Source organism: Dorea sp. 210702-DFI.3.17 (assembly GCF_020560825.1).
In the GTDB taxonomy this organism is placed as follows: domain Bacteria; phylum Bacillota; class Clostridia; order Lachnospirales; family Lachnospiraceae; genus Dorea; species Dorea formicigenerans.
On the sequence record NZ_JAJCNB010000049.1, the window covers coordinates 1 to 13,222 of the forward strand.

12 protein-coding genes and 1 tRNA gene are annotated in these 13,222 nt (G+C 40.0%); 11 read left to right on the plus strand and 2 right to left on the minus strand.

The features are described from left to right. The first annotated feature begins 249 nt into the window (after nucleotides 1-249). The 6 genes from LI149_RS14165 (at nucleotide 250) to LI149_RS14190 (ending at nucleotide 7,176) form a co-directional block, all read left to right on the plus strand. Nucleotides 250-1,113 (plus strand): hypothetical protein, encoded by an 864-nt coding sequence (locus LI149_RS14165; protein ID WP_173786529.1) that lies wholly within the window; start codon nucleotides 250-252, stop codon nucleotides 1,111-1,113. A 253-nt stretch (nucleotides 1,114-1,366) separates the two neighbouring features. Then, a complete protein-coding gene (locus LI149_RS14170; RefSeq protein ID WP_118000536.1) occupies nucleotides 1,367-2,599 on the plus strand; it encodes a GNAT family N-acetyltransferase in 1,233 nt (410 codons plus the stop codon). Next, nucleotides 2,596-3,078 carry a threonine/serine exporter family protein gene (locus LI149_RS14175; RefSeq protein ID WP_005331229.1) on the plus strand — a complete coding sequence of 161 codons (483 nt, stop codon included), beginning with the start codon at nucleotides 2,596-2,598 and terminating at the stop codon, nucleotides 3,076-3,078. Before LI149_RS14170 ends, LI149_RS14175 begins: the two co-directional genes overlap by 4 nt. A gap of 38 nt (nucleotides 3,079-3,116) precedes the next feature. Then, nucleotides 3,117-3,860 carry a Sir2 family NAD-dependent protein deacetylase gene (locus LI149_RS14180; RefSeq protein WP_005331228.1) on the plus strand — a complete coding sequence of 248 codons (744 nt, stop codon included), beginning with the start codon at nucleotides 3,117-3,119 and terminating at the stop codon, nucleotides 3,858-3,860. Nucleotides 3,861-3,864: 4 nt separating this feature from the next. Next, nucleotides 3,865-5,322: a glutamate--tRNA ligase gene (gene gltX / locus LI149_RS14185; RefSeq protein WP_173786528.1), complete on the plus strand. Its 1,458-nt coding sequence runs from the start codon at nucleotides 3,865-3,867 to the stop codon at nucleotides 5,320-5,322. A 9-nt stretch (nucleotides 5,323-5,331) separates the two neighbouring features. After that, nucleotides 5,332-7,176: an ATP-dependent helicase gene (locus LI149_RS14190; protein ID WP_005331226.1), complete on the plus strand. Its 1,845-nt coding sequence runs from the start codon at nucleotides 5,332-5,334 to the stop codon at nucleotides 7,174-7,176. Here LI149_RS14190 and LI149_RS14195 read toward each other — a convergent pair. Continuing rightward, nucleotides 7,159-7,455 carry a DUF1292 domain-containing protein gene (locus tag LI149_RS14195; protein ID WP_005331225.1) on the minus strand — a complete coding sequence of 99 codons (297 nt, stop codon included), beginning with the start codon at nucleotides 7,453-7,455 and terminating at the stop codon, nucleotides 7,159-7,161. The two genes, LI149_RS14190 and LI149_RS14195, sit on opposite strands and share 18 nt — an antisense overlap. 181 nt (nucleotides 7,456-7,636) lie before the next feature. Between LI149_RS14195 and LI149_RS14200 the strand changes: the two genes are divergently transcribed. Genes LI149_RS14200 through LI149_RS14220 form a run of 5 tightly spaced genes read left to right on the plus strand, consistent with a single transcriptional unit; the run spans nucleotide 7,637 to nucleotide 12,930 of the window. Further along, nucleotides 7,637-8,647: a sugar ABC transporter substrate-binding protein gene (locus tag LI149_RS14200; RefSeq protein ID WP_173786527.1), complete on the plus strand. Its 1,011-nt coding sequence runs from the start codon at nucleotides 7,637-7,639 to the stop codon at nucleotides 8,645-8,647. 18 nt (nucleotides 8,648-8,665) lie between these two features. Further along, nucleotides 8,666-10,381: an alpha-amylase family glycosyl hydrolase gene (locus tag LI149_RS14205; RefSeq protein ID WP_227143536.1), complete on the plus strand. Its 1,716-nt coding sequence runs from the start codon at nucleotides 8,666-8,668 to the stop codon at nucleotides 10,379-10,381. After that, nucleotides 10,378-10,920, plus strand: a complete 543-nt coding sequence (locus LI149_RS14210; protein WP_005331219.1) for a DUF5662 family protein — start codon at nucleotides 10,378-10,380, stop codon at nucleotides 10,918-10,920. Before LI149_RS14205 ends, LI149_RS14210 begins: the two co-directional genes overlap by 4 nt. Nucleotides 10,921-10,952: 32 nt before the next feature. Beyond that, the gene (locus tag LI149_RS14215) at nucleotides 10,953-12,479 is read left to right on the plus strand and encodes a DNA methylase (protein WP_005331213.1); all 1,527 of its coding nucleotides are present in this window, start codon (nucleotides 10,953-10,955) and stop codon (nucleotides 12,477-12,479) included. Nucleotides 12,480-12,489: 10 nt separating this feature from the next. Then, on the plus strand, nucleotides 12,490-12,930 hold the full coding sequence (locus tag LI149_RS14220; RefSeq protein ID WP_147567018.1) for a YolD-like family protein: 441 nt from the start codon (nucleotides 12,490-12,492) through the stop codon (nucleotides 12,928-12,930). A gap of 103 nt (nucleotides 12,931-13,033) precedes the next feature. On the opposite strand, the gene LI149_RS14225 is transcribed toward LI149_RS14220, so the two are convergent. Next, nucleotides 13,034-13,118, minus strand: a tRNA-Leu gene (locus LI149_RS14225). Nucleotides 13,119-13,222: the final 104 nt, after the last annotated feature.

The window sequence follows — 13,222 nt, forward strand, 5'->3', positions numbered from 1 at the left end:
GTGTATCAGATGCAAACCTTGAGAAAGCTCATGAAGAGCTTAAGAAAGCCGGATATATTAACTAATTACAGTTAATTTTAAGGTGTATATGAAATAAAAGAAAGTGGTGATTTGTCAACATGTAAAATGTGGCGAGTTGCCACTTCCTTTTTGTATACAAATTTATAAATTTGTTTTATAATGGACAAAACAAAGACATATTTGGGGATAGTTCTATCAGAAACAGGATGAGAAAGAGAGGAATAGAATATGGAAAATATTCTAAAGAAAAGTTCCGGAAGGACGGAGAGATTCGTGTTGGCATTTGCAATCGCGGTTGTGGTGGTGTTTGGAGTTCTTAATCCGTTGACTTATGTTACAGATTTTAACACTGCTCAGGAAATCAGTGGAATGGGAAAAGTCGTGAATACGGATACAAAAGCATTCCCATATGGAAATGTGTGTTCAAGTGAATTGAGACAAAAGATTTCGATGTTGACAATGGAAAAGAATATTCTTGGGAGTTTAAGTGCAAGAAGAAAATATGCGGATTTATGTGGGATGAAAAACAGAGAAATAAAGCATATTGTTGAGGCAAAGAATATAGCATGTACAGGAAAATCAGTTAGCAGAGAAATCATGATGGATTATTCGGATATAACGGTTGCTAATCAGAATATATCAGTTCCGATTCCGGATAAAGGGGATGATTCTGATCTGGTATCGGGAATCATAGAACAGCCAATTGTCTATCCGATTACAGATAATGAGAATGTCCTAGAAGAACCTGTCTATATAGAAATTTCCGGAATGAAGATCGACTCAGAAGGGTATGTGACAGAAATCTTAAGTGGTGCACCAGATGGAGTATTAGCATTTCCAACAGATATAAGATGTAAAGGAATCCGTTCAGATGTATTTGAGCGTTCAGACAGTTCCCTGAAGAATGAGACAGAAGAAGTCTATATTCCAGCAAATATTGTGCATATGGATGACGGACTTTTTGACTGTTTGGAAAATGTGGATTTCATACAAGTTGCAAAGGAAAATCCGGCATATTATAGTGAGTTTGGTATTTTGTATCATGCAGATGGAAGCCTTGCATGTATGCCACAGGCAAGAATTTGTAAATAACCGGAAAGCATACGTTAATGCGACAGGTTGTTCGTGAAAAAATACAAGATATAAAATTGTATATAGAAAAAACAACTATCTATTTTATTAATCCAGTGATATAATAGCGTCAGTATACAGAACATTTTTGGAAGAGTATATTGGCGCTGTTTACTTATAACAGATTATTGTAACTGACGGATTCTCTGACAGATATAATTGGGAATTTGTAAAACAAACAGGAACTACAGAGAATATTAAGGAGAGAAGGCCTATGGAGATCAGACAGATTACTGAAGATAAAGATAATTATCTTGAAATGCTCCTGATTGCAGATCCGCAGGAGAATATGATCCGGCGGTATCTGGATAAAAGTGATATGTTTGTGCTGGAAGATGCCGGTGAAGTGCTGACAATCGGTGTTGTGGAACATATGAAAAACAAACGATGTGAATTGAAGAATCTGGTCACTGCACAGGAATATCGAAGACAGGGATATGGGACTTATATGGTCAATTATCTTTCTGAATATTACAGTGTGACCTGTGATGTTATGTATGTCGGTACAGGGAACAATTCGAATACGCTGGATTTTTATAAACAATGTGGATTTGTTAATTCACATATCGTTGCAAATTTTTTTGTGGATCATTATGAGAAACCGATTTATGAAAATGGAATACAATTGACCGATATGATTTATCTAAAAAAGAATCTGGATGTGGTATTAGATGTGAAACGTGTCGTTGATATGGCTATGCATGCAGGAAAGATACTTTTGAAAAACGGAGGTGAAATCTTTCGTGTAGAAGAGACGATTAAGAGAATATGTGGACGTTTTCATGTGAATCATGTTGATATTTTTTCTATGAGCCATGGTATTTTTGTAAGTGCAGAGAATGAAAATGGCGAAGCTTATACAAAAGTGAATCATGTACCACTTTCTTCTTCCCATCTGGGAATTGTAGCAGAGGTCAATGAGCTTTCCAGAGAAATCTCAGCGGGACGTGTGAAACTGGAAGAAGCAGAAGAGAGACTGGAAAAGATTGAGAAGATTCCACCGAAGAAACGGTGGTTTCAATATATGGCGGCGGGGCTTGCCAGTGGAACATTTGCGTTGATGTTAGGGTCAAGTGTTTCGGAAGCCGTGGCTGCATTTTTAATTGGTTTTTTATCATACGTGTGGGTGCTGTTTGCCGGAAAGCACAACCTTTCAAAAATTATTGTAAATATTGTCGGAGGCGTGATCATGACGGTGCTGGCACTTGCATTTATGCATATACCGTTTCTGCCGATATTGAAATTGGATGGTATGATGGTTGGAGCAATTATGCCGATGATCCCGGGAGTGGCATTTGTCAATGCAATCCGTGATATTGCGGATACAGACTTTCTGTCAGGGCTTGTACGGATGATCGATGCACTGCTTGTATTCGTATATATTGCCATTGGAGTCGGAGTGACTCTTAGTATTTATAATACGATGATGGGAGGAATTTTACGATGATTACAACAACAATTCTTGCAATCGTAGAATCATTTTTGGCGACATTGGCATATGCAGTTCTTTTCAATGTACCGAAGCAATATTATACAGCATGTGGAATTACCGGTATGGCAGGGTGGCTTTTGTATCTGGCAATGTGTCAGGTGACAACTGTGGCATTGGCGTCCTTTGTAGGAACATTGGCAGTAGTATTGATTTCCAGGATTTTGACGGTACGGAAAAAATGCCCGATTACGATATTTTTGGTTTCCGGAATTATTCCACTTGTTCCGGGAGCCGGAATATATTATACAGCATATTACCTTGTGACAGGTCAGATGTCACTGGCAGCTGTGAAGGGATTAGAGGCAGTGAAAATTGCATTTGCCATTGTACTGGGAATTATTTTTGTTGTATCAATTCCAAGAGATGTATTCCAGATTCGTTACTGGAGAGCAAAGAGAAAGCGGAAAAGGTTGAAGAACCATGGGAATATGTGATAAAATAGTTCAAGGACTTGAGAATAGGAGGTATTTTTATGGTTGGAAAAGATCTTTTGAAGATTCTAAAGGAAAGTAAATATACAACTGTACTCAGTGGATTTGAGATGTTACAGGAGAATGGATATCCGGCTATCCGCGATGGAGAAGAATCCTATGACATTGAACAAAAGTATGGCTACTCAGTAGATGAGATGTTCACCAGTGCATTTTATTCGACCAGAAAACCACAGTTTTTTGAATTTTATCGTAATGAACTGTTAAGCGCCCTTGATATACCGCCAGGAAAAGGATATCTGGAGATGGCAGAGCTGGAAGAAAAAGGACTTTTTCAGACAATTATCACAAGACGTGTTTTTGGTCTGCCGGAGAGAGCAGGATGTAAGAATGTGATTAATCTGCATGGCAGTGTTTATGAGAATTACTGTCCGCACTGTGGAAAAAAATATCCGGTGGAATATATCCGGGAGGCAAAGAGAGTTCCTCTTTGTACGGAATGTAATGCACCAATTCGTCCAGGTGTGTGTCTGATGGGGGAGAAGGTAGACAACGCAGTGATCACAAAAGCAGCCGATGAAGTCCAAAAAGCGGATGTTCTGCTTGTTCTTGGAACGAACCTGAAGACATATCTGTGTACACAGCTTATCAATTATTATGAAGGAGATAAGCTGATCGTGGTCAATCCGGAACCACATTTTTCAGATAAATATGCAGATATTCTCGTTTCAGAGCGGGTGGATATTACATTAGAGAAAATATTAAAAGAATTAGGAGAAGTATAGAGAAATGAGTAAAGTAAGAACAAGATTTGCACCAAGTCCTACAGGAAGAATGCATGTGGGAAATTTGCGTACAGCACTGTATGCATATCTGATCGCAAAACATGAAGACGGGGATTTTATGCTTCGTATTGAGGACACAGACCAGGAACGTTATGTGGAAGGAGCAGTTGATATTATTTATCGTACGATGCAGGAGACAGGCCTGATTCACGATGAAGGACCAGATAAAGATATGGGACATGGTCCATATGTTCAGAGTGAGCGTAATGCTTCCGGCTTATATCTGGAATATGCAAAACAGCTGATTGACAAAGGAGCAGCTTACTATTGTTTCTGTGACAAAGAAAGACTGGATTCCTTAAAGAGCAAAGTATCAGAAGAAGGGACAGAAATTGTAGCATACGATAAACACTGTCTTGGCCTTAGCAAAGAAGAAGTTGAGGCAAATCTTGCAGCAGGAAAACCTTATGTTATCCGCTTCAATATGCCGACAGAGGGAACCACAACATTTCATGATGAGATTTATGGAGATATTACTGTAGAGAATAAAGAATTGGAAGATTTGATCCTTATCAAATCCGATGGATATCCGACATACAATTTTGCAAATGTCGTAGATGATCATCTGATGGAGATTACACATGTCGTGCGTGGTAACGAGTATCTTTCCTCTTCACCAAAGTATAATAAGATTTACGAAGCATTTGGCTGGAAAGTACCGATTTATGTACACTGTCCGCTGATTACAGACGAGAATCATAAGAAGTTAAGTAAGAGAAGTGGTCATTCATCTTATGAAGACCTGATCGAGCAGGGGTTTGTGACAGAGGCAGTTATTAACTATGTTGCACTTCTTGGATGGTGTCCGGAAGGAAACCAGGAGATATTTTCTCTGGAAGAACTTGTAAAAGAGTTTGATTACCATAATATGAGCAAATCACCGGCAGTATTTGATATTCAGAAATTAAAATGGATGAATGGCGAATATCTGAAGGCTATGGATTTTGAAAAGTTCTATGCAAGAGCTGAAAAATATATCAAAGAAGTTGTTACAAAAGATTATGATCTTAAGAAGATTGCAGCACTTGTTAAGACAAGAATTGAAATCTTCCCGGATATCAAAGAGCAGATTGACTTCTTTGAAGAGCTTCCAGAATATGATACAGCAATGTATTGCCATAAGAAAATGAAGACAAATGAAGAAAAGGCTTTGGAAGTGTTAAAAGAGATATATCCACTTCTTGAGAAACAGGATGATTTCAGCAATGATGCTTTGTTTGAAGCCCTGAAATCTTATGTAGACGAAAAAGGTTTCAAAACAGGTTATGTTATGTGGCCAATCCGTACTGCTGTGTCTGGTAAGCAGAGTACACCGGGTGGAGCAACGGAGATCATGGAGATTCTCGGAAAAGAAGAGTCTCTTAAGAGAATTCAGAAAGGTATTGAATTACTGGAAAGATAAGGGGAGTCTATGAGTCTTAATAAAGCCCAAAAAGAGGCAGTTTCTCATAAGGAAGGACCGTGTCTGGTTCTTGCTGGTCCCGGTTCGGGAAAAACTCTTACGATTGCAAAAAGAATTGAATATCTGATTAAAGTATATAAGGTAAGACCAGAAGAAATTCTGGTCATTACCTTTACGAAATATGCGGCAGGAGAAATGCGAGATCGTTTTCAATATGTCATGGAAGGGCGAAGGCTTCCCGTCACATTTGGAACATTTCATGGTATTTTTTACGGAATTTTGAAATGGGCGTATAAATTGGATCGGAGTAATATTCTGTCCGAAGAAGAAAAAAATCAACTTTTAAAGGAAATATTAAAACAAATGGACTGGGAACAGACCGAAAAATCCCAGGAAGCAGATTTTCTTCAGGAGCTATCGGAAGAGATTGGAAATGTAGGAAATAATGCAGTCGATATTGAGTTTTATGAATCCAGAAGATTTCCGAAAGATAAATTCCGGGAGCTTTACCGGATTTATGAGACAGAAAAGAAAAAATACCGAAAACTTGATTTTGAAGACATGTTGATCTGGTGTCGAAAATTATTCCTTGAAAGACCGGATCTTCTTGCAAAGTGGCAGGAAAAATATCACTATGTGCTGGTAGATGAGTTCCAGGATATTAACCAGGTGCAGTATGATGTCATCCGTATGCTGGCAGCGCCGGAGAATAATCTGTTCATTGTTGGGGATGATGACCAGTCTATCTATGGATTCCGCGGTGCAAAACCAGGAATCATGAAAGATTTTATGCAGGATTATCCGGAGGCAAAGCGTATTTTGCTGGATATTAATTATCGTTCTAACGCACATATTGTGAAAGGTGCGCTTCGTGTGATCGGGCATAATAAAGACCGGTATGAGAAGAAAATCCAGCCATTTCGGGAAGCGCAGGAGACTGTGCATGTGCAGGAGACACTGGATCCGCTTGATGAAAGTAAATATATTTTAAAAGAGATTCAAAAGTATATGAAAAAGGGAGTCGATCTTAAGCAGATGGCTGTATTGTACCGGACAGGCGAAGATGCACGGGTGCTGGCGGAGACATTTACCCAGTATCAGATTCCATTTTCCATGAAGGAGAGGATTCATCATCTGTATGAACATTTTGTGTGTACGGATATGAACTGCTATTTCCGGCTGGCAGTTGGAACTTACGACCGGGGAGATTTCCTGGAGATTGCTAATCGGCCGAAGCGTTACTTGAGCCGTGGCTGTATGGAAGAAACACCGGTTACTTATGAATCGTTGAGACGTTTCTACTGTGATAAAGAGTGGATGCAGGATCGAATTGATCAGTTAGAGTGGGATATGAAGATGATTCGCACAAAGACGCCTTATGCTGCAATTCAATATATCCGTAAGAGTATCGGGTATGATGAATTTCTAAAGGAATATGCTCTTGGACATCAGATGGAGTATTCAGAATTGAAAGAAATTATGGATGAACTTCAGGAGCGGACGAAGGAATTTCAGACTCTGCCAGAGTGGCTTGCGCATGTAGAAGAATATAAGCATACCTTGCAAATGCAGCGGCAACAGCGAGGCAATGGCACCGGTGACGGAGTAACGTGTCTGACGATGCATGGAGCAAAGGGTCTGGAATATGAAGTTGTTTTTGTGATTGAAAGTAATGAAGGAGTGACACCATATAAAAAAGCGGGGACACCAGAAGAATTAGAAGAAGAGCGAAGACTTTTTTATGTGGCTATGACACGGGCGAAGAAAAAGCTTTTTATCACTTATGTAAAAGAAAAAAACGGGAAGAGCAAAACCCCGTCCCGTTTTATTGATGAATTACTCGTCACTGTCTAAAAACTCCTGCTCATCCAGCCATTCATCGAAGCAGTCTGATGCGGCATTCAATTCATCTTCATCATCGATGTATTCGATTTCCGGTTCATCACCGTCATCGTGATAGCGGTACAGATAGACGTCATCAGAAGCAGGCTCACCGTTCTCATCCATTGGGAAGAGAGCAATGTAATCCTGTCCGTCCATCTCAAAAATGGTGATAACGCCGCACTCCAGGTCTTGGTCTTCCAGATTCAGAATAACGGCGTTATATTCTTCCTCATGACAATGTTCACACATATGAATTCTCCTTTTTGTTAAAATTGTATATATCTAATGTAACAAAGGAGCATGTAAAAGGCAAGTGATAGTAGCCAAATTCATAAAAATGTTGTAAAATAGTTACAGTTCACAGGCTTTGGTGAATTGTAATGAATAATTAAAGTATAGCATTATGCTACACAAGGAGGATAAAACAGAGATGAAAAAGAAACGAGCATTGCGGATATTATCATTGATACTGCTGTGTGCTCTTACATTTACTGCATGTAAAAAGAATGTAGGAACACCGGAAGATAATGCTGCTTCTAAAGATGAAAATACAGAAGAAAAGGATAAGGACGAACAGGAAAACTGGAAAATAGGATTTTCTGGGATTGATATGGAGAATCCATATTTTCTCACACTGGAAAGTGCAATCAAAGAAGAATTGGATGGGAAGAATTGTGAATTGATCGTAAAGGATCCGAAGACTGACCCAGATATGCAGGCTTCGCAGATCCAGGAGATGATTGACGAAGGAATCAATGCAATTATTTTAAGTCCGGTGGACTGGGAGAAGATCACCCCTTCTCTGGAAGCTTTAAAAGAAGCTGATGTGAAGATTATCAATGTAGATACTCAGGTAAAAGAGATGGACTATGTGGATGCATATATTGGATCTGATAATTATAATGCTGGTGTATTGTGTGGCGAAGATCTGATCAAGAGATGTCCGGATGGAGGTAAAGTAGCAATTTTGGAATGCCCGACACAGAATTCTGTGAATGAGAGAATCACAGGGTTCGAGGAGACCCTGGCAAAAGCGGAAAATGGTTTTGAAATTGTGGCTAGAGAGGATACAAGCGGAGAATTTCAAAAATCTCTGGAAGCAGCCCAGAAGATCTTAAGCGAGAATTCCGATATTGTAGCAATTATGTGTGGAAATGATCAGATGGCAGTCGGTGCCAAAACAGCTATGAATGTAGCGGAGCAGGGTCAGATCCTCATTTATGGAGTAGATGGTTCTCCGGATATTAAGAAGGAACTGAAAAAGACAGAGAATCAGATTGCAGGAACAGTGGCACAGTCTCCAATCAGTATGGGAAAAGATGCTGCAAATACAGTTCTTAACATTTTAAATGGAAAAGATTATGAAAAGGAAATCAAAGAAAATGTGTTCATGATCAATCAGGAGAATGTTGACATGTACGGAGTAGATGGCTGGCAGTAACAGCGGAAAGGACAGAGCATGAAGAAAGTTTCGGGCAGCCCATTGCCTTTGGGTGTGACATATAAAAATGGAAGGGCGAATTTTGCCATGGAGGTCCCGGAAGGGAAAACATGTAAGCTTCTGCTCTATCGGAAAGGAGAAGCCAGCTTGCTGGCTTCTTATGTTTTTTCTGACCGGATTGGTTCGGTGTGTTATATGGCGGTTGACGGACTTAAGGAAGAGGCATATGAGTATAATTATGACATAGATGGCGAGAGTGTGACGGACTCTTATGCAAAGGCGCTTTCTGGAAAGGAAGTATGGCTTAAAAACATAGAAATATCGGAAAAAAGTAAAGAAAATGTGCGCGGTATATTTTATGAAGATCATTACGACTGGGAGGCAGATCAGTCGCCACGGATACAGGAAGAAGAACTGATTGCCTATGCAATACATGTCCGTGGATTTACAAAAGATACTCATTCAAAAGTGAAGAACAAAGGAACATTTCAAGGGGTAATTGAGAAAATTCCTTATCTAAAAGATCTGGGAATTAACCAGATCCAGTGCATGCCTGTCTATGAGTTTGAAGAAACAGGAATGCGGATAAATTACTGGGGCTATGGTCCGGGATATTATTTCGCACCGAAAAGTGCTTATGCCAAGGACGGTGATGGAGTAAAAGGATTAAAAGATCTTGTGAAGTATTGTCATAAGGCTGGTATTGAAGTTGTGCTTGAGATGCCATTTGCAGAAGGTATTTCCGGGCTGATGGTGACAGACTGTCTGAGAAATTATGTGATGGAATATCATGTGGATGGATTTATACTGAATCCATACAATGTGCCGATGGATATCATTTTAAAAGATCCAATTCTTACGGGAGTCCGGATTTTAAAACACGCAGAAGAATATCAGAATGTGATGCGTCGTTTCTTAAAAGGTGACGAAGGGGTTGTAACGGATGTGATGTATCAGACAAGAAAACGATGGGATCTGGAAGGTATTTATAATTGTATTACAACTCACACTGGATTTACACTGAAAGATCTTGTGTCCTATGATGGCAAGCATAATGAGGCGAATGGAGAAAACAATCAGGATGGACCGGATTATAATTATAGCTGGAACTGTGGCGCAGAAGGGCTGACCAGAAAGAAAGCTGTGTTGGAGCTTCGGAAGAACCAGATGAGAAATGCATTGTTTTTGCTATTGCTTTCCCAGGGAGTTCCGTGTATTCTTGCCGGGGATGAATTTGCAAATTCCCAGAAAGGTAATAATAATGTTTATTGCCAGGATAATCCGATTGGCTGGTTAAACTGGAGGAATCTGTTAAAAGAACAGGAGATGTATCAGTTTGTGAAGCAGTTGATCAAATTTCGGAAGAAATATAGGCTGTTTCATCAGGAGAAAGAGCTGCTTGGAATAGACCAAAGCGGTTGTGGAATGCCGGACGTATCCTATCACGGAGAGATGGCATGGAGAGCGTCAACTGAAGTGGCGAGCAGACAGATCGGCATATATTACAGTAGTCAGGATAAGGAAGAAGCAGATTGCTTTGTGGCTTATAATATGCACTGGCTGGAACACGAATTTGCGTTGCCGGCATTAAAGAAAGGCCGTAAATGGTACAAAGCAGCATCAACGAAAGAAGGCATTTTAAAAGATCTGGTTGTGTTGGAAAATCAGAGAAATATAGAATTGGATGAGCGAGAGATAGTTGTTCTTGTATCTGGGAAAGGAGAAACTGTATGAAGGCACTGCAACATTTGAAGACGATCAATCACCATAAATGGCTTGTCTGCCAAGGTTGTTTTAAAGTTGGATTATATAAACAGGGCCTTCTGCATGATCTGTCCAAGTATTCACCAACTGAATTTCTAGTGGGCTGCAAGTTCTATCAGGGAACAAGAAGCCCTAACAATGCAGAACGGGAAGTGAAAGGTTATTCTGCGGCATGGCTGCACCACAAAGGGCGCAACAGGCATCACTATGAATACTGGCTGGATTATAGTACTGATCTGAATGAAGGAATTATCGGTATGAAGATGCCGGTCAGATATGTGGTGGAAATGTTTATCGACCGTGTGGCAGCGTCGAAGAATTATATGAAAGAGAAGTATACGAATCAGGCACCTTTGGAATACTATGAAAAAGGTGCTGCAAGGCTTGGCAAGATGATTCATCCGGAGACAGCAGAGCTTCTGCATCAATTGCTTAAGATGCTGGCAGAAGAGGGAGAAGAGAAGACCTGTTCTTATATTAGAAAATATGTATTGAAGAATAAGAAGTAAAATGGATTGTATAAGATAAGGAGGTGTGACCGGTGGAAAAGAATCGAATCTATGCAGCAATTGACTTGAAATCTTTTTATGCGTCTGTGGAGTGTATAGAGCGTGGCTTAGATCCGCTGGGTACGCATTTGGTTGTGGCAGATGCAAGCCGTACAGAGAAAACAATTTGTCTTGCAGTGTCACCATCGCTCAAAACCTATGGGATTCCTGGAAGAGCCAGATTGTTTGAAGTTGTACAACGTATAAAAGAAGTGAATGATCAGAGATTAAGACAGATACCGGAACATTGTTTTTCCGGTTCTTCTTTTGATAAGAAAGAACTGGAAAAGAATTCGCATCTGGCTGTAGATTATGTTGTAGCAACCCCGAGAATGGCGCATTACATGGAATATAGTACACGGGTTTATCAGATTTATTTAAAATATCTGGCACCGGAAGATATCCATGTATATTCTATCGATGAGATTATGTGTGATGTAACGGATTATCTGAACACATATGGAATGACGGCGAAAGAACTGATATCAAAAATAATCCGGGACATTTACGATACAATGGGAATGACTGCGACTGCAGGAATTGGAACGAACCTGTATCTTTGTAAAGTTGCCATGGACATTCTGGCAAAACATGTGGAACCAGATCACAATGGGGTCAGAATTGCAGAACTCAATGAAATCAGTTACAGACGTTTGCTTTGGACGCATCAGCCAATTACGGATTTTTGGAGGGTAGGACAGGGATACGCAAAAAAACTTTTGTCTCATGGCATTTATAACATGGGAGATGTGGCGAGATGTTCCATTGGAAAAGAAACAGATTATTATAATGAAGAATTGCTGTATCGGCTGTTTGGGGTAAATGCAGAGCTTCTCATTGATCATGCATGGGGGTGGGAACCTTGTACGATTGCTCAGGTCAAAGCCTATAAACCAGAGAGTAACAGCATTGGTTCCGGACAGGTACTGCATTGCCCATATGATTTTCAACAGACCAGACTGATCATTAAGGAAATGACAGACCTTCTTGCACTTGATCTGGTGGATAAGCATCTTGTGACAGATCAGCTTGTTCTGACGGTTGGTTATGATATTGGTAATCTGGAAAGTGGAAACAAAAAGAAACAGTATCAAGGGGAAATTACGGTGGACCGCTATGGAAGAAAAGTACCCAAGCATGCACATGGAACAGCAAATCTGAAAAACCGAACTTCCTCTTCAATAGAGATGATCGAGATGATTCTGGAATTGTATGACAAAATCGTGAATCCTGACCTTTTCGTACGCCGTGTATATATTACGGCAAATCATGTTGTCGATGAATCGCTGGCGGAAGAGAAGGCTTCTTTTGAACAGTTAGATTTATTTACCGATTATAGTCACCTGGAAGAGGAACAGCAGAAACGCAAAGAGAAGCTGGAACGGGAAAAGAAATTGCAGCATGCAGCACTGGATATCAAAAAGAAATTTGGGAAAAATGCTCTCCTCAAAGGTATGAATCTGGAAGAAGGTGCCACGGCTGTTGAGAGGAATAGTCAGATTGGCGGGCACAAAGCATAGAAACGTAGTAATGGCGAATAAATTGAGGTGGAAAATGACTGGATATGATAGGGACAATACAAATTTAAATTATGAAGATATTATCAATCTGCCACATCCTGTTTCGAAAAGGCATAAACCTATGCCGGTGGAAGACCGGGCAGCACAGTTTGCGCCATTTGCAGCACTGACCGGACACCAGGCAGCAATCGAGGAGGCGGCAAGAGTTACAGATATACGTATGGAATTGGATGAAGAGATGAAAGAACAATTGAATGTGAAGCTTCAAAAAATTGTGTCAGAGCCGGGGCAGAGAATCCAACTTGTATATTATGTTCCGGATGGAAGAAAAAGTGGTGGCAGTTATAAGACAAAAATAGGAATCGTGAAAAAAATCGATGAATATCAAAAAATTCTTGTGCTGGAAGATGGATGCAGAATACCACTTGAAGATATCAGCGAAATAGAATAAGTTAGAAGCAGACCAAAGCAAGGCAATGATTTTGAAGTCTAGAGGCAGGAAACGCTGTGATTCTTAAGAAAAAAACTCAGGTACTTTTACCTGAGTTTTTTAATGCGGAAGATGGGACTTGAACCCACACAAGCGCAATGCTTACAAGATCCTTAGTCTTGCTCGTCTGCCAGTTCCGACACTTCCGCATTTATGTAAATCATTTACATGATTACAAACAATATAAAATTTGAAAAGTTAATGCGGAAGATGGGACTTGAACCCACACAAGCGCAATGCTTACAAGATCCTT